Source organism: Rubrivirga marina, assembly GCF_002283365.1.
GTDB lineage: Bacteria > Bacteroidota > Rhodothermia > Rhodothermales > Rubricoccaceae > Rubrivirga > Rubrivirga marina.
In genome coordinates, this window is sequence record NZ_MQWD01000001.1 from 3059073 (window position 1) to 3075012 (window position 15940).

Sequence of the window (15940 nt, forward strand, 5' to 3'; positions counted from 1 at the left end):
GCTTCCGCAATGATGACATGTCGCACGGATCCCGAAGGTCCCCCGAGTGGATCGGCCACTCGGGCGCGAACGGCGCGATGGCCCTTTACAGCTCCGAACGCGACCTGTACGTCGTGGGGGCGCTCAATCAGCTCGACGAGCCCGCACGGACGTCCTCCCTGATGCCGAAGGTCGTCGCCGCCGCGGCGTGAGGGGGCGGCGCGCCGCCCCAGGTCACGGGCTCCGCGGAGTGGGGTGCGGGGCCGCCGTCGCCCTCCGCCTCCGGCACGTCCACCGCGAACAGCGCCACCGGCCGCTCCTTCCCCCGGAGCACCTGGTCGCCGACCGGCCGGAGAGTCCACCCGTCCGTCTCCTCGAGCCGCGCCGCTAGCGCGTCGCCCACGAGGACGTCCTCGCCGAGCGGTTTGCAGAGGGCCTGGATACGGGCCGTCTGGTTGAGCACGTCGCCGGTGAACACGATCTCCTTCTTCAGGGCGCCGATCTCGCCCGTCGTCACGTCCCCTGTCTGGACCCCCGCCCGGAGGTCCGGCGCGACGCCGAACTCTCTCTCGAACCAGCCCGCCCGCGCCCGGAGCGCCGCCCGCATCGCGAGCGCGCACCGGACGCCGTTGGCGTCGCGGAGCCCGGCCTCCTCCGGCCACGACACGACGATCTCGTCGCCGATGTACTGGTACACCTCGCCCTCGTGCCGGACGACCGCGTCGGCGAGGGCGTCGTAGTACGCCCGGAGGAACTCGAAGTACCGGGCGTGGCCCAGCCGCTCCGTGATGGCCGTCGAGGACTTCATGTCGGAGAAGAGGAACACGCGCCGCTCCCGCTTCGGCGTGTGGTACCGCCCCGTGAGGAAGTTGGTGAGGACGCGGGCGCCCAGGTGCTCGCTGATCTCGGCGTAGAACAGCGAGACGACGAGGGACGCCGTGATCTGGACGCCCGTGCTCAGGCTCTCCATGCTGACCGCGAACGCCCCGAGGCGGTCCCAGACGCGGGCGTCGGCCAGCCCGGTCCCCATCTCCATCGCCGCTGCGATGGGGTAAAGGACGACCACGACGACGGTCAGGAACGCGACGTAGAACAGGGTCTTGCCGACCAGCTTGGCCCCGAGGCTCCTCGCGGCGAAGGCCCGGTTCAGGAACAGCAGTTCGACGACCCCGACGAGGCACCCGACAGCGAACGACGCCAGGCTGGCGAAGACGTAGATCCCGGCGTCGAGTTGGATGCCCTCGTGGGAGTCGGCCGAGAGGCTCCCGACCGCCGCGTAGTTCGAGACCGAGAACACGTGGTCCACCAGGAGCCAGATCACCCCGAAGGGGGCGACGCGGCGGACCGTGCGCCGGGCGTTGGGGGAGAGTCGGGTGCTCATGTCACGTCGCCCGCCGAGGGCTGGCGTAGACGTCGGGGGCATCGCGCGGCGACGAGCACAGCGACGACCGCTCCGAGAGCCTCGGGGACCGGGAGAGCGGGGGGACGACGAGGCGGGACATGCGACCGGAGGGCGTGCGGATGCGTCCGGCCCACGCGGTCTCTGTGCTGTGGCGGAGAGCGTCCTGCGGTGGAATAAACGGAGACCGTGCGGAAGAGCGCGCGAGAGACCGCCCCGGCGTGGGATGTCGCCCCGGACCCCCTACGGGAGCTGAAGGATGAACGTCGAGCCGTCCGCCTCGACGCTCTCGACCGTGAGCGCGCCACCGTGGCCCTGGACCACGATGTCGTGGGCGAGCGAGAGCCCGAGGCCGATGCCCTCGCCCGGCGGCTTCGTCGTGAAGAACGGCTCGAACACCCGTGCCCGGACGGCCTCCGGCATCCCGGTCCCGTTGTCGGCGACGCGGATCTCGACGCCCCCGGCGTCCCGCCGCGTCGAGACCGTCACCGCCGGGACGTACCCGTCGCCCTCGGCCTCGGCCCGCTGGCGGACGGCGCCGAGCGCGTTGTCGACGAGGCTGACCACGACGCGGTCGAGATCCTCCGGGACGGCCTCGACCGCCCCGGCGTCGGGGGCGAGGTCGAACACGAGGGCCGGCCCGGGCAGGGGGCGGCGGGCCGTCGCGGCGTGGAGGGCGCGGGACGCCGACTCCTCGACGAGCCCGTTGAGGTCGACCCGCCGCCGCCGGCTGGAGCCACTCCGGGCGTGCGCCATCATCGCCTGCACGATGGCGTCCGCCCGGCGGCCGTGCGCCTCGATCTTGGCCACGTTCTCGCGGAGGTCGCCGAGGAGGGCCGCCCGCGCGCCGGGGTCGCCCTCGGCATCGACCTCATCGAGGAGGTCTCGGGACACGCTGGCGAAGCCGGTGACGAAGGTGAGCGGGTTCTTGATCTCGTGGGCGATCCCGGCTGTCAGCGCCCCGAGCGAGGCCATCTTCTCCTGCTGGACGAGCCGGTCCTGCGCCCGCCGGAGGTCGGCGAGGGACGCCTCGAGGCCGGCCGCGTACTGGTCGGCGCGCCCGCGGGCCGCCTCCGCCTCGCGCCGGGCCGCGTCGAGGTCGGCGGTGTGGCGGCGCTCGGCCGTCACGTCGCGGACGACGGCGACGACCTGACCGCCGCCGGCGCCCTCGTCGAGCGGGAGGAGCCGGGCCTCGAAGTCCCGACGCTCGTCGCCGAGCGGGAGCGTGTACTCGATCCCGACCGGCTCGCCCGTCCGGGCCACCTCCGCGAGCGCGTCGGCCGTCAGCGCGCCGACGTCCGGGGGCAGGACGTCCGGCATGGGGCGGCCGAGGAACTCGTCCGGGGGCGCGTAGAGCCCGAACTGGCGGCCGGCCCGGTAGTCGCGGATCGTCCCGTCGGCGTCCATCCGGAAGTAGAGGTCGGGGAGCGCTCGGAAGACGGCCTCGAGCTCGCCCGTCCGCTCGCGGAGCGCCCGCTCGGTCGCCTTCCGCTCGGTCACGTCGAGGAGCGCCGTCGCGAGCGCGGGCTCGGCGTCGAACGCCAGCGGTTGGACCGTGAGGGCGACCCACCGCGTGGCCCCGTCGGCGCGCCGGATCCGGAGCTCGTGGTCGCGGACCTCGCCCCGCTCGCGGACCGCGTCGAGGACGCGGGACCGGTCGGCCGGGTCGGCGTAGAAGTCCGGCGTTGTCCGCCCCGCGAGCCCCCCGGTCTCGACGCCGACCAAGGCCTCGAGGCGGGCGTTCGCGTAGAGGACCGCACCGTCGGCGACCCGACTGATGAGGAGCGGCGTCGGGCAGGCCTCGACGATCGCGCGGAACCGGACCTCGGCCCGCGCCAGCTCGGCCGTCCGCTGGGCGACGCGCTCCTCCATCTCGTCGTAGGCCCGCCGGAGCGCGTCCTCGGCCTCGACCCTCTCGGTCACGTCGTGGCACACGCCGAGCAGCCGGACGGACCCGTCCGGGTCGCGGAGCACCTCGCCGGCGCTGTGGAGGACGCGGACGGCCCCGTCGGGCCGGACGACGCGCTCCTTGAACGCGAACGTGTCGCCCGTCGCGACGGCCCGCTCGACCTCTGCTCGGACGCGGGCCCGGTCGTCGGGGTGGACGCGCTCGAGGTAGGCCGCGAAGCTGGCCCCGAACGCGCCGGGCTCGAGCCCGTAGATCCGGTACAACTCGTCCGACCACGTCACGCGGTCGGCTGCGGCCTCCCACGTCCACCACCCGAGCCCGGCGAGGCGCTGGGCCTCGGCGATCAGTCGGTCCCGGAGGGCGGGCGGCATCGCGCGGACGTAGCTCGCGTCACGTGGGGCGGTGCCCCGGACGGCGGCGCCACGAGGAGGCACGGAGGGGGACAGGGCTCGGGGCATGGAAGTGGCCGTCAGCGGGCGAAGGTCACGCGCCGCGTGAGCACGTGGGGTCGGCGGCGGGTGGCCCGAGGGCGAGGGCGGGAGACGAAGCGAGGAGAACGGCGGCCGCCGCGAGGAGCGCGCGGATCGCCGGAGGCGTACGGAAGCATATGGGGGTGAGGGCACCGCGCGGAGCGCGGGCCGTCGGGCCGACGGCAGGCGTGCGGCGGCGTGCCGGACACGGTCCCACGCTAGGCCGGCGCCGGGCACGCTGGCATGGGCGCCGCCGCCCATTTCCGCCGCGCTACCCGGCCAGCAGGCGCGCCGCGATCGCCTCGCGGCCTCGCCCCGTGAGGTCGAGCTTGGCCATCGCGCTCTCGACGTGGTGCCGGACCGTGTGGGTCGAGACAAACAGCCGCTCGGCGATGGCCTCGTTCGAGAGGCCCTCGGCTACAAGGAGCGCGACCTCGGCCTCCCGCCGCGTGAGCCCCAGCGACTGGCGGACGGCGTCGGCGGACGGGAGCGCGGCGGCGAGGCCGCGCGGCTCGACGGTGACGAGGAACGCCTCGCCGTGCCCCAGCGCCCCGGCCGGGAGGAGCGCCGCGCGGAGGGCGTACGCGGCCCGGGCGGTCCGGGCCTCGGCCGTCGGCGGCGTCACGGCCGGGGCGTCGGCGCGGCGGGCGAACGCGAGGGGCCGGAGGCGCGCCGCCAGCGCGGCGAGGGCGACCTCGACGTGGGGCGCCTCCGGGTCGGCCGCCAGCAGGGCCTCGAGCGCGCCGTTCCGGTGGAGCGGGGCGCCGTCGGCGCTGAACGCCGCGAGCGGTTCCGAGACGGCGTCGAGGGCAGCGCGGCTCGCGCGCAGCCGCGTGTGGGCGTCGAGCCCGGCCTTGAACGCCGGGAGCAGCACGCGGAGGGCCGGGAGGTGGTCCGTCGGGTCCGGCTCGCGGTGGAAGGTATGCGTGCCCAGCATGTAGCTCCCCTCGGGCCGCGCGACGAAGAGGGCGTGGGTGTCGCCGGCCCTCAGCGGGCGGAGCACCTCATCGTGGAACATCGACCGCCACGCGACGCCGCCCCCGCCGAGGAGGTGGTCGGCCGTGTGCATGTTCCAGACCTCGACCCCGCGTCGGACGAGCGCGCGGTGGAAGAGGGGGAGGATGGGGTCCGGCGACGTGCCCCCGCCCAGCCAGGCGGCCCCCGTGAACGGCTCGATCAGGTCGCCGAACTGGGGGTCCAGCCCCGTGTATGCGACGAGCCGCTCCTGCCCTGGGAGGTAGAACGTCGCGCTCTCCGCGCCGACGACCTCGCAGACGGCCCGCATCGACGCCTCGCGCCAGTCGTCGGCGTGGTCGAAGGCGAGCGGGGCGAGGAGGGCCCGGTTGGCGGCCTCGAGCCGAGCGAGGTCGGCCGCGGAGAGGGGGAGCGCCATGGCGGACGTGCCCAGGACTGCGGCGAGCACGACGCGGGAGCTTACAGCGTGGGCCCTTATGCTGCAATACGTGGGCGGCGCGGACGGGCGGTTTCCTCGGCGCCCGCCCGGCGGCCGGTCAGGGGCCGCCGGGCAAGGCTCCACGGGCCCGCTAGCGCGCGCGGTCGAGCCGCCGGGTCACCGGGCCGCCGTCTCCCGTGAGCCGGGCGAGGTACGCCCCTGCCGGGAGCGACCCGACGGCCACGGGGACCGCCACGCGCTGGCCCGCCGAGACCGGCCCCTCGTAGAGCGTGGCGACGCGCCGGCCGAGCACGTCAAACAGCTCCAGGCGGACGGTCTGCGCCCGGTCCGACGAGAACCGGAGCGTGGTCGTGGCGATGGAGGGGTTGGGGAAGGCCGGACCGAGGACGAGGGCGCCGGCCTGCGGCACAGGCTCGGCCGGCGTCGCCACGCCGCCCTCGTACCGCGCGAAGTAGTTGAGCCCGGAGACGCCGCCGATGCTGCTGTACCCGCCGCCGGCGTAGAAAGCCGCGCCGTCGACGGCGATCGCCAGGACCGTCCCGTTGCCGACGCCGCCCGCCAGCGGCTCCCAGGTCGCACCCGCGAGGCGGGCCACGCCCATCACCGCGACGCCGCCGGCCGTCGCGAAGCTGCCGCCGATGTAGAGCTGGCCGCCCCCATCGAACGCGACGTCGCGGACGGCCGTGCCCGCCCCGGACTCGCCCGCGACGCCGCCGGCCACGCCGGCCCACGCCGAGCCGTCCCACCGGGCGAGGTGTTCCACGGTGCCGCCGTCCATCTCGGTGAAGTAGCCGCCGGCGTAGAGCTCGCCCGTCGGGCCCACCTCCAGCGTGTAGACCACCGCGCCGACGGTCTGCGTGCCGCCGCCGAGCGCGCTCCAACTCGTGCCGTCCCACTTCGCGACGTTGTTCGCCGCCACGCCGCTGACCGTCCGGAAGGAGCCGCCGACGTAGAGGTTGTCCTCGGCGTCGAGGGCGAGCGAGTAGCCCGTGTTGTTGAGGCCCTGGCCCCCACCGGGCACGGTCCACGCCTGGCCGTCCCATTGGAAGATGGCCCGTGGCGAGCCGCCGCCGACGAGGTTCATCCCGCCCGTCACGTAGACCGTCCCCTCGCTGTCGACGACGAGGTCCTCGGGCGGGTTGTTGAAGCCGGGGCCCATCGCGGCCCAGCTCGTCCCGTCGTAGCGCGCCACGCGCGTGGCGGCGACGCCGCCGATCTGTGTAAACCGGCCGGCGGCGTAGAGCGTGCCGTCGGGGCCGATGCCGAGGGCGAAGATCCAGTCGTTGGCCCCGCCGAGGGAGGTCCACGTGCTCCCGTCCCACCGGGCCACCATGTAGTTCGGACCCGTCGAGACGGAGCCGATCGAGGAGAAGCCGCCCGCGATGTAGACGTCGCCGTTAGGAGCGATTTCGATGTCGTGGACGGTCTGAGGGACGGGGGCGCCGACGACGGACCAACTGCCGCTAGCGTGCGGGGGGGGGGGCGCTCGACGGAGAGCGCGGGCGGACCGGCGGACGGGGCCGCGAGGGCGGACGTGGTCAGGAGGCCGGCCCAAAAGAGTGCCGCGAGAGTGGGCAGAACAAGGCGTTGCATGACGAGGGGGGAGTTGGGGCGGATTGGGCGCGCGACAGGCGCCAGTGGAGGCAAGCTGGGAGCGGGGCGCCCGGGCCGCATAGGCGGGGCCGCCCATTTCCGCGCTCCCGCCCGTCGCGGCCTCAGCCGGCGGCCGAGTCGGCGGGCGCAGCCAGCCGGTCGAGGTGCTGCGGGACGAAGTCGAAGTAGGGCGTCGCCGGCTCGGCGTCGGGCCCGACGGGGCGCGGCGCGAGCTCGCCGGCCGGTCCCAGGGACCGGACGAACCGGTAGACCGCCCGGGCGTCGGCGTCGCTGAGGGCGCGGACGGCCGGCCACGGCATCGGCGGGAGGCCGCCGGCCTGGAGCCGTGCGACCCACTGGTCCTCGGTCAGCTGGTGCGTCGTGAGACGGAGGTTCTTGGCGTAGCTCGTGCCCCACGGCCCGCGGAACCCGACGGGCGAGCCCATCAGCCACAGCGAGTCGGGGAGGGCCCCGTTCGACTCGACGTAGCCGACGGCGTGGCAGTCGTTGCACCCGCCGACCTCGACGAGGTAGCGGCCGGCCTCGAGGTCGCTGGCGGCGGCGACGGCCGGGGCGTCGGACGTGGGGGCCGCCTCGGATCGGCACCCGGCGAGGAGGATCGTGCAGGAGAGGGCGACGAGGTGGAGTCGGGAGGTCATGGGAGGGCGGGGAGGGGCCCGGCGGCTAGCCGAGCAGGACGAAGGGGACGGCGCGGGAGAGCGACCCGGCCTGGAGGCGGAGGCGGTAGAGCCCGGGTGCGAGGGCGCCGCCGGGGAGCCGGGCCAGGTGCGGCCCGGCCGCGAAGGCGCGGTCGGCGAGGCAGGCCACTTCCTGGTCGAGCGCGTCGCAGACCACGAGGCGAACCGGCGCGGCGGCGCCGAGGGCGAACCGGGCGACGAGACCGACGTCGGCCGACGCGGCCTCGACGTCGAGCGCCAGGTCGGCCGGCGGGCGCTGCGCCGGGGCCGAGCGCCGGGCGCGCCACAGAACGCCCTCGGCCCCGAGCGCGAGCAGCCACCGCCGCGTCCGCGCGAGGCCGACGGGGACCATCGGGAGCCGGCCGCCGACGTCGGCCCAGGTGGCCCCGCCGTCGGCCGAGACGACGAGGGCGGGCGGCCCGTCGGCGGCCCCGTAGAGCGCGCCGGCGGCCCCACCGAGGAGGTGGAGCGGGCGGGCGGCTGCGACGCCGTCGTACACCTCGGCCCAGACGAGGACGGGGCCACCGCCGGGGACGGCCCGGTACAAACGACCGCCGACGGCGGCGTAGAGCGCGTCCCCAGCGGCCGCCAGCGTCACGCCCGGCACCTGGAGCGGGAGCCCCACGCCGGCCGTCGACCACGACCGTCCGCCGTCGGTGCTCCGGCTCACCCCGAGCGCGTGGGCCACGACGAGGCCGCCGCGCCCGGCCGAGGCCGCGAAGATGCGGAGACGCTCGCCGTCGAGCGGGAGGCCGCGCCCGGCAGCCTCCCACGCGATCCCGCCGTCGGCCGAGCGGAACACGCCGGACCGGGCGGTCCCGGCAATCGTCACGGCGCCGCGCCCGGCGAGCGCCGTCACGACCACGCCGAGGGGGGCCGGCGGTACAGGCGCCCACGCCCGCGCGGCCGCGACCCGGACGACGCCGCGGGCCGTCCCGGCGAGGACGGCGTTGTCGAGGTGGAGGAGGCCGGCCGACAGCGATGCGAGCGCGCTCGGTCCCGCACTCCACGTGGCGCCGCCGTCGTCGGAGCGCGCGAGGCGGCCGTCGTCGAGGGCCGCCACGGCCAGCGCGTCCCGCGCGGCCACGGCGCGGACGGCGTCGGGCAGGTCGACCGGGGTCCAGGGGGCGGTCATCGGAGCATCGAGGGGGACGACGTCCCGCTGGCGGTCGTCGCCAGCGGGGCGCGAGGCCGATCTGCTAGGAGGCCTGCCGGTAGACCATCCCACCCACCTCGACCCGGAAGGCGTCGGCCTCGACGTCGTAGCGGACCGAGTAGGTCGTGGGATAGTAGCCGGCCGCGGCCCACGCCGCGGGCTGCGCGAGCGCCTCTTCGTGGACGACCCCGCTCGCTCGGAGCGACTCGAAGAAGGCCCTTGTGATCATGGGCTCGACGAAGATCATCCGGCCGCCGTAGCTCCCGTAGAGGACGACCTCGGAAAAGCCGGGGCCGCCGGGCGCGTAGGTCGGGTCGGCGCCGTCGAGCCAGTGGAGGCCCATGGCCGGGACGACGGTGCCGGTCGGGTCGGCGAGGTAGCCGGCCGGGACGTAGCGGGTGTCGGGCGTGCGGGCGCCGTCGGCGAAGCCGGGGCTCCCGGGCATCCACGTCGTCCGCTCGTCGGCGGGTACGGTGTAGAAGTGGACGTCGAAGTGGGGCCGCGTGAAGAGGCCCTCGGGCTCGTGCCCGTTCGCGTTCCAGTCCAGCGAGACGTGGTCGGTCACGAGGCCGGCCTCGCGCGCGGCGGCCGGGACCGGGAGCACGTGCATGTGGTCCATCTCGTGACCGGGTCCGCCGGGGTGGGCCGGGAGGCCCGAGAGGGCGTCGCCGGTGAGGAGCACGCCGATGGCCGTGGGCGCGCCGTCGGCGTCGAGCGTCACGTAGGTCCGGGCCGAGCCGTCGCCGATCGAGACGGGGTCGCCGTAGAGGGTGTGGTCCTGGGGCGCGAGGCCGGCGACGGCGGCGAGGGCCGCGAGGAGGCCGCCGGCGAGGGCGGCGAAGAGGAGCGTGCGGAGCGTCATGGGAGGGCCCGGTAGTGGGCAGACGGTGGGCGAGCGGACCGACGCCGCTCAGGGCACACGCTAGCCGACCGGGCCGGCCCACCGCATGGGCGCCGCCGCCTATTCTCGGGGGGCGCCGACCGCGCCGACGGGGTCTCCTGCACCTCCACGGCGCGTGGGCGGTCGGCCCGACTGCCCGCGGCTCGGCCCGGGCGCGACGCGGTAGCGACTCTGGACGAGGCCGCCCGGGGACGCCTCCGTCTCGACGTGCTGGAGCCGGACGTCGCCGCCGGGCGGCCCGAACGTGGGGATGCCCGACCCCGGGAGGGCGGGCACACGGGTGAGGACCATCTCGGTCACGAGCCCCCCGCGCAGGAAGCCCTGGGTGGTCCGCCCGCCGTCGAGGTAGACGCGGCGGACGCCCTCGGGGCCGAGTCCGTGGAGGACGTCGGCGGGCTCGTCCGCCCGGACCGCGACCGTCCTCCGCAGCGCCTCGGGCACGTCAACGCCGCAGTGGCTGAGGACCACGACGCGCGTCTCGCCGTTCGGCCACGCGTCGAAGCTTCGGACGGTCTCGTAGGGGTGGCGGCTCATGACGAGCGCGTCTACCGTCGCCATGGAGGCGGCGTAGCCGTAGTCCTCGCCCGCGGCGAAACCGGGGAGCCCGTCGAGGCCGCCGTCCTCGCGCGCGACGTAGCCGTCGAGGCTCGTGACGATGTAGACGGCGGCCTCGGGGAGCGCGTCGGGCATGCGTCAGGCGGGGGCGGGCGGGGCAGCCTCCAGCTCGCCCCCGTACACCTCCCGCATTACCTCGGCGAGGTCGCGGAGGGCGCCGGCCCCGTCGCCGTCGAAGCTCGACCCGTGCATGACGGCGAGCGTTTGCGGCTGAAGCTCGGCGAGGCCGTGGAGGAGCCGCTTCGTGTTCGGCGTGTACGGGACGTAGTCCATGAGGATGCCCTCCGGGTCGGCCTGGTAGGCCAGGAGCGCCTCGCGCGAGCGGCCCACGACGTCGGCCGTCGTGATCGGCTCGACGGGGCCCGTCTGGTGGAAGAGGTCCGAGCAGAACAGGGTCCGCCCGGTCTCCTCGAAGAGCACGCCGGCGTCCCAGCCGTGCGGGAGGTGCGGCGTCGGGAGGAAGCGGAACCGGTGGCGCCCGGTCTCGAGCGGCTCGTCGGCCGGGAGCGCGCGGGGCGCCCGGGCGGCGAAGTCGGTCAGGTTGAGGAGCGTCCCGCGCACGCCGCAGACGGCCTGGGCGTTGGGCGCGATGCCGAGCCAGTCGTTGAGCGCGCCCCACTCGTCGGCCTCGAAGTGGCTCCCCGAGATCCAGCGGAGGCCGGCGGGGTCGAGGACGCTCCCCACCGCCTCACGGACGGCCGGAAACATGGCCCGGAGGCCCGTGTGGTACAGAAGCGGCTCGTCGTCGCGGACGAGGAAGTGGTTGAACTGGAGGTCGATCTCGGGGGCGAACACCGAGATCCGGAAAACGTCGGGGGCGATCTCGTCGACGGTCCACATGGCAGCGGGGGCGCCGGGCGTCGCCGGCGACGTGTGTGGGGGGGCGGGACGGACCCTCTCGGCCCGCCCCGGGGCGGGGTCAGGCCGTCGCCAGCGGCGGCTCGACGGGGATGCGCGCGGCGTTCGCCGCCAGCCACTGGCGGAACGTCTGGAGGTCCGGATTCAGCAACCGGCTCCCCTCGACGCTCCGGGCCGAGCAGAAGTCGTCGTTCGCGTCGTGCTTGACTTGGAACATGTTGCCCAGCTCGTCGGCGCCGGGGAAGCCCAGGACGCGGTACGCGTCGGGCGGGACGGCGTGGTAGCGGACCTCTTCGCCGAGCGCCTCCGCCAGCGCGGCGGCCATCTCGGCGCCCGTCGGGTGCTCGCCCGCCACGCCGACCGTCGCGCCGACGTACCGCTCGGGTTGGCGAAGGACGCCGTAGGCGCACCGGCCGATGTCCTCGGCCGCGATGCCGGGCAAGGGCCTGTCGCCCATCGGGAGGGTGAGCGTGAGCACGCCGTCCGCGCCGCGGCGCGGCTCGACCCCGAAGCCGATGAGGTTCTCCCAGTAGAACGACGTCCGGAAGAGGGTGACCGGGAGGCCGCGGCCGGTGAAGAGGGCGTCAGCCTCGCCCTTGGCGTCGAAGTGGGGCACCTTGAAGCGGCCCTGGAGCGTCGGCATCCGGCCGTCGTCGAGGGGGACCCACCGGCGGGTGTCCTCGAGCGTCGACCAGACCACGTGGCCCACGCCGGCGGCCTCGGCCGCGGCGGCCATCGGCTCAGCCTGGACGATCTCGCGCTCGCCCGAAAAGTGCTCCCAGAAGTTGGTCACGCAGAAGGCGGCGTCGGCGCCCTCGAAGGCGCGGCGGACGCTGGCGGGGTCGTCGAGGTCGGCCGCGGCGACCTCGGCGCCGAGGCGGGCCAGCTCGCGGGCCGGCGCGGACTCGGGACGGCGGGTGACGGCGCGGACGCGGAACCGCCGCGCGGGGTCGGCCAGGGCGGCGCGGGCGAGGCCGCCGCCCTGGGCGCCCGTGGCGCCGACGACGGCAAGGATGGGGGGTGCCATGCTAGTAGAGGATGGAGGGGAGGAAGGGCCCGGCCGGCTCCCCGTAGAGCCCAACGCTCATGAGCGTCGCCGGGAAGACGACGCGGAGCCTGTGCGCGAGGCACCACCGGAAGAGGGTGGCCTGACGCGTCGGAAGCAGGAAGCCGGGCCCGGGGAAGGCGTCGGCCGCGCCGACGAGCGCCATCAGCGCCTCGTCGTGCGTTCCGACCGAGTGGCCCATGAACCCGACGCCGGTCGTGTAGCCCACGAGGCGGCCGGCGCGGTGGACCACGCGCGCCGTGCCCTGACCGATCGCCTCGGCCAACTCGCCGGTCCGGTCGTGGCCGTGGACGCGCCGGCAGAGGTCGTCGCACGCCGCTCGGTCGTCGGGCGTCGCTGCGCGGACGGCGTAGCCCTTGGGCACGCGCCCGACCGCCGGCCCCTGCATCACCGCCAGCGGCTCGCGGACGCGGAACCCGAGCGATGTGTACAGCGCGAGCGACCGGCCGTGGTAGGCGGCCTGACAGAGCCGGACCCCTGCGACCCGGCGTTCGGCGGCCCGGTCGAGGACGGCCTCCATGAGCCGCCGCCCGACCCGCCCGTCCTGCGCGTCGGGCGCGATCGTAATGGGTCCGACGCCGGCGATCGCGTCGGCCTCGGTGAGCACGTTGCTCCCGACCGTCCGGCCGTCGACCTCGGCGACCACGCCGTAGCAGCAGGGGTGGCCGAACATGTGCGTGAGCAGGCCGGTCGCGGCCTCGGGCGAGGGGAAGTCGCGCGCGAACCCGTGGCGGTCGGCGATGGCGGCGAACGCCTCGAAGCAGATCGCGCCGCACGCCGCGGCGTCGTCGGGCCGGGCGCGGCGGAGCGTGAGGGCGGCGGCGGGGGCCGTGACGAGTTCCATCGGAGGAGGGGTCAGGGGAGGACCGCCCCGCTGGCGGCAGCGCCCGTCGCGAGCACGCCGCCAGCGGGGCGGCGGGTCAGCCGGCGGCGTGGCGGACGAGCCCGTCGAGCGTGACGAGGTACTGCCCGGCGTCGGCGTCGTAGCGGACGGAGTAGCGGGTCGGGTAGTAGCCCGCCGTTTGGAAGGCCTGGGGCTGCGCGAGCGTCTCCACGTGCGCCCGCCCGCTCGCCTTGAGCGACTCGAGGAACGCCCTCGTGATCATCGGCTCGAGGAACGGGACGCGGCCGTCGTAGCTGCCCCAGATGAGCACCTCGGTGAAGGTGGGGCCTCCCGGCGCGTACGTCGGGTCCGCCGTGTCGACGAGGTGGTTCCCCATCTCGGGAACGGCTGGGCCGGGCGGAAGGACGTAGCCCTGGGGGACGTACCTCGCCTCCGGCGCCCGGCCGCCCTTCTCCCCGAACTCGGGGTCGACCGGCGTCCAGGACTCCCGCTCGGCCACCGGGACCCAGTAGAAATGGAGGTCGAAGTGGGGGTACGTGAAGAGGCCCTCGGGCTCGTGGCCTTCAGGGTTCCACCCGAACCAGACGTGGTCGTACTGGAGGCCCGCAGTGCGGGCCTCGTCGGGGAGGCGGAGCGTCCACAGGCTCTCGTGGTCGTGTCCGTCGCCGCCGGCGTGCGTGGGGAGCCCGCTCAGGGCGCTCTCAGAGATGGCAACGCCGAGTGTCTCGGGGACGCCCGAAGCACCTATGCGGACGAACGTGCGGACGGTGCCGTCGCCGACGTCCGCGGCGGTTCCGAAGTGGGTGCCAGCGTCGGACGTGCCGTCGCAGCCGGCCAATAGGAGGAGCGCCAGGGCGCCGAGGGGGAGGACGGATCGGGGGTGCATGAGGCGGCGGCGTCGAGCCGCGGAGGGTCGGGATGGGCGCCGCGATGACGCGACAGTGCGAGCGTACCCGCCTCACAACGAGCGTCGCATGGGCGGCGCGGCCTATTCCCGCTACCCGGCATGGCCGCTTCCTCGAAAGGCTCCCCCAGAGCTTGTTTGGCGAGCTAACCCTGGGCGAGCGAGGCGGCGGAGCATGAGCCGGACCATCGCCGGTTTGATCAGCGCCTCGGCCAACTCAACCCGCCACTCGTAGTCCTTGGCGAGTCGGCGGTACCGGCCCAGCCACGCGAACGTCCGCTCCACGACCCGCCGTCGGGGCCGGACAACGAACCCTCGCTGCCCCGGCTCAGGCCGGACGATCTCGACCCAGACGCTCCGCTCGGCCGCCCACGCCGCGAGCGGGCGGCCGCCGTAGGCCCGGTCGGCCCACAGGAGCGCGAGCCTCGGCTGGAGCGGGCGGAGCCCGCCGAGGAGCCGCCTCGCCCCGGCCTGGTCTGAGACGTCGGCGCCGGTCACGTGGCACGCGACGACGAGCCCCTCCGTGTCGACGAGAACATGCCGCTTCCGCCCCGCCACGCGCCTCCCGCCGTAGAAGCCACGGACGAGCACCCGCCTGAGGCGGCCGTGCCCCCCGACAGCGTAGTGGCTCCCGAACAGGTCCATGACGTGGACGGCGTCCGAGCACGTTCTCGAGTGGAGCGGGGCCGCCCTTGCCGTTCTCTCGGTGTCAAGAGTTCTTGACAGCCGGCGAGAGACGCCAGCGGAGGACGTCGACGCCGGGGACCGGGTCTAGGCCGGCCGCCTCGCCCGACCGCCGCACGACGCGGCCGATCGACATCGGCGAGAGCGGCCGGTCCGACACGTTCCCGTGCCGGTCCACGCCGCGGAACAGAGGACCATCCTCGACCCCCGCCGCGCCGACCCAGTCGGAGACGAGAGCCGCCGGGTCCACGTCCCCACCCGGGACCAAGACGACCGTGTCGTCGCCGCCGTAGAGCTGGTACCGGAGCTCGCTCCGACCGGGCGTGACGTCGAGGTCGAGCTCGTCGGCCTCGATCCGCGAGAGCTCCGAGGGTCGGAGGGCGGCGCCCGCCCCGAGGGCGAGGAGCGCGCGGTCGCGCTTGCCGAGGAGCGAGTCCGGGTCGAGCGCCCCGATCATCCGGAAGACCTCCGGGGCGAGCGCCCGGTCGGCCGGGAACGCCCCCGTTCGTTCGGGCCACACGTCGCGGTCCTCCAAGATGGAGTACCTCGCTACCTCCGCCTCAAGGCGGAGCGGAAGCGGCTCGACGCCGAACTCAAGGCCCTGGAGCCCGTCATCTACTCCTCGCTCCTCGACGAGGACGGGGCGACGGCTGACGTCCTCGGCCACACGCTCTCCGTCAGGACCCGGAAGTCGTACGAGTACAGCCCCGAGGTCGACCGGCTCTCCGACGAGCTAAAGGCTCTCAAGCGCTACGAAGAGAAGGCCGGGATCGCCGCCTGTGTCCGGGCCACGGGCTACATCTCCGTCGTGACCAAGCCGCCCTTCCAACGGGCTGCCTGAACGGCTGGCGATCTACTGGTATGATTGTCCCTTAGCGTCTCGCCGCCCGGCCCCCAGATCGACTGGACTCAACCCACGTACAATGAACCTGCGTAACGCCGCCAGCACAGTTCTTCTCGCCCTCGCGCTGACCTCTTGTGACTCGGGCGGCCTCGACGCCAGCGCCGAGGCGGCTGCGCTATCGGGGAACTGGATCTCGACTCAGTCCGCACAGGTCGATCAGCACCCTGACTTGGACCTCGACCTCCAATTCTCAGCCGACGGGACCGTGTCCGGCAGCGGCACCCTCGCAAAGACCCCGGCCCGCATCGGCGATCCGATCACGACCTACCTGGACCTCGTGATCGAGGGGACCTGGACCTCCGACCGTTTCACGCTCGACGTCACCCGGAGGCTATACGCGCCGTCCTTCGCGTACACCCTCACGGTCAACCGGGCGTCGTGCCCCGATCAGAGCGGCTCCCCCGTCGGCACGTACTGCGAGGCGTCGATGACCGGCAGCGGCCAGTTCGCGAACCCCTCCTTCACCTTCTTCAACACCTTGGACTGAGGCCGGGAGAGGGGAGAGGCGGAAGCAGTTGAGCTAAGAACCCTTCCACTGGCCCTTCC

15 protein-coding genes are annotated in these 15940 nt (G+C 74.7%); 1 reads left to right on the forward strand and 14 read right to left on the reverse strand.

Annotated features, from left to right (window positions below):
• Positions 1 to 127 precede the first annotated feature (127 nt).
• From BSZ37_RS12805 to BSZ37_RS12870, 14 genes are all read right to left on the reverse strand, one after another.
• Positions 128 to 1360 carry an adenylate/guanylate cyclase domain-containing protein gene (locus BSZ37_RS12805; protein ID WP_179299624.1) on the reverse strand — a complete coding sequence of 411 codons (1233 nt, stop codon included), beginning with the start codon at positions 1358 to 1360 and terminating at the stop codon, positions 128 to 130.
• Between the two features lie 261 nt (positions 1361 to 1621).
• Positions 1622 to 3721: a PAS domain-containing protein gene (locus tag BSZ37_RS12810; RefSeq protein ID WP_179299625.1), complete on the reverse strand. Its 2100-nt coding sequence runs from the start codon at positions 3719 to 3721 to the stop codon at positions 1622 to 1624.
• A gap of 307 nt (positions 3722 to 4028) precedes the next feature.
• A complete protein-coding gene (locus tag BSZ37_RS22665; RefSeq protein WP_281253031.1) occupies positions 4029 to 5180 on the reverse strand; it encodes a helix-turn-helix transcriptional regulator in 1152 nt (383 codons plus the stop codon).
• Between the two features lie 121 nt (positions 5181 to 5301).
• A complete protein-coding gene (locus BSZ37_RS12820; protein ID WP_143537658.1) occupies positions 5302 to 6504 on the reverse strand; it encodes a T9SS type A sorting domain-containing protein in 1203 nt (400 codons plus the stop codon).
• A gap of 382 nt (positions 6505 to 6886) precedes the next feature.
• Entirely contained in the window at positions 6887 to 7423 is a 537-nt protein-coding gene (locus BSZ37_RS12825; protein WP_095510927.1) for a cytochrome C, read from the reverse strand.
• A gap of 25 nt (positions 7424 to 7448) precedes the next feature.
• The gene (locus tag BSZ37_RS12830) at positions 7449 to 8597 is read right to left on the reverse strand and encodes a WD40/YVTN/BNR-like repeat-containing protein (RefSeq protein WP_095510928.1); all 1149 of its coding nucleotides are present in this window, start codon (positions 8595 to 8597) and stop codon (positions 7449 to 7451) included.
• 64 nt (positions 8598 to 8661) lie between these two features.
• A complete protein-coding gene (locus tag BSZ37_RS12835) occupies positions 8662 to 9480 on the reverse strand; it encodes a DUF5602 domain-containing protein (RefSeq protein WP_095510929.1) in 819 nt (272 codons plus the stop codon).
• A gap of 99 nt (positions 9481 to 9579) precedes the next feature.
• Positions 9580 to 10209, reverse strand: coding sequence for a dihydrofolate reductase family protein (locus BSZ37_RS12840; RefSeq protein WP_095510930.1), 630 nt, complete (start codon positions 10207 to 10209; stop codon positions 9580 to 9582).
• A 3-nt stretch (positions 10210 to 10212) separates the two neighbouring features.
• Positions 10213 to 10974, reverse strand: coding sequence for an oxygen-binding di-iron domain-containing protein (locus tag BSZ37_RS12845; RefSeq protein WP_095510931.1), 762 nt, complete (start codon positions 10972 to 10974; stop codon positions 10213 to 10215).
• Between the two features lie 79 nt (positions 10975 to 11053).
• A complete protein-coding gene (locus tag BSZ37_RS12850; protein WP_095510932.1) occupies positions 11054 to 12019 on the reverse strand; it encodes an NmrA/HSCARG family protein in 966 nt (321 codons plus the stop codon).
• 1 nt (position 12020) lies between these two features.
• On the reverse strand, positions 12021 to 12902 hold the full coding sequence (locus tag BSZ37_RS12855) for a GNAT family N-acetyltransferase (protein WP_095510933.1): 882 nt from the start codon (positions 12900 to 12902) through the stop codon (positions 12021 to 12023).
• A 76-nt stretch (positions 12903 to 12978) separates the two neighbouring features.
• Positions 12979 to 13788 (reverse strand): DUF5602 domain-containing protein, encoded by an 810-nt coding sequence (locus tag BSZ37_RS12860; protein WP_095510934.1) that lies wholly within the window; start codon positions 13786 to 13788, stop codon positions 12979 to 12981.
• Positions 13789 to 13899: 111 nt separating this feature from the next.
• Positions 13900 to 14532, reverse strand: a complete 633-nt coding sequence (locus BSZ37_RS12865; RefSeq protein WP_143537659.1) for a transposase — start codon at positions 14530 to 14532, stop codon at positions 13900 to 13902.
• Positions 14516 to 15157 carry a site-specific integrase gene (locus tag BSZ37_RS12870; RefSeq protein WP_095510936.1) on the reverse strand — a complete coding sequence of 214 codons (642 nt, stop codon included), beginning with the start codon at positions 15155 to 15157 and terminating at the stop codon, positions 14516 to 14518. Before BSZ37_RS12870 ends, BSZ37_RS12865 begins: the two co-directional genes overlap by 17 nt.
• Before the next feature lie 256 nt (positions 15158 to 15413).
• On the opposite strand from BSZ37_RS12870, the gene BSZ37_RS12875 reads away from it, so the two are divergent.
• Positions 15414 to 15881, forward strand: a complete 468-nt coding sequence (locus BSZ37_RS12875; protein WP_095510937.1) for a hypothetical protein — start codon at positions 15414 to 15416, stop codon at positions 15879 to 15881.
• The last annotated feature ends 59 nt before the right edge of the window (positions 15882 to 15940 follow it).